General features: G+C 64.7%; 1 pseudogene. It reads right to left on the bottom strand.

Going from position 1 to position 575, the window contains the following annotated elements:
• Nucleotides 1-575 (bottom strand): annotated as a pseudogene (locus tag APM_RS19510) (AAA family ATPase); the annotation flags it as partial.

The raw sequence follows: 575 nt of genomic DNA, 5'->3' as shown, positions 1-575 counted from the left end.
AAGCCAGTGGCCTCGCGCTTCTCGTCGGCCGCCAGCCCTTTGAGGAAGGCGCGGGCAGCATTGCGGCGGGCCTCCTCGCCGAGCTTTACCAGATCGAGCGCATTGGTCTTTTGCGGCTGGCGCGCGATGTTCCGCGTCCAGTTCGTCCAGATGTCGTTCTCACGGATCGGGCGCGGATCGCCCAGCGGCCGGCGGCCGGCGATTTCCTGACGCTCGGCTCCCTCCGAGGTCAGCCAGTAATCCCGCTCCCGGTGCCGTGACCCGGACACATAGGTCTTGAAGCCATCCGTAGTCTGCGATCCGCCCGGCGTTACAAAGATATGCTCGGTCGTGGTGATGCCCTGGGCGGTGTTGGTGGTCATGGCATAGCCATAGGCCAGCCGCATCCGGCCGGTTTCCTTGTCGGCCAGCGTGTCCCACTTCACAAAACCCTCGCGGCCATGGTCGTTCCGCAGCACCAGCCCCTCGTCGCGGATGCTGGTGATTTCGAGGATCGAGCCATTATCGCCGATCGCGCCCTTGCCGCCGTCCAACATCGCAGCATTGGTGCGGGCGAAGAGCCGGATTTTTTCGCC

It is taken from the genome of Acidiphilium sp. PM (assembly GCF_000219295.1).
Taxonomy (GTDB): Bacteria; Pseudomonadota; Alphaproteobacteria; order Acetobacterales; family Acetobacteraceae; genus Acidiphilium; species Acidiphilium multivorum.
Note: the sequence above shows the minus strand (reverse complement) of the source record. Positions and strands in the feature narration are given on the sequence as shown.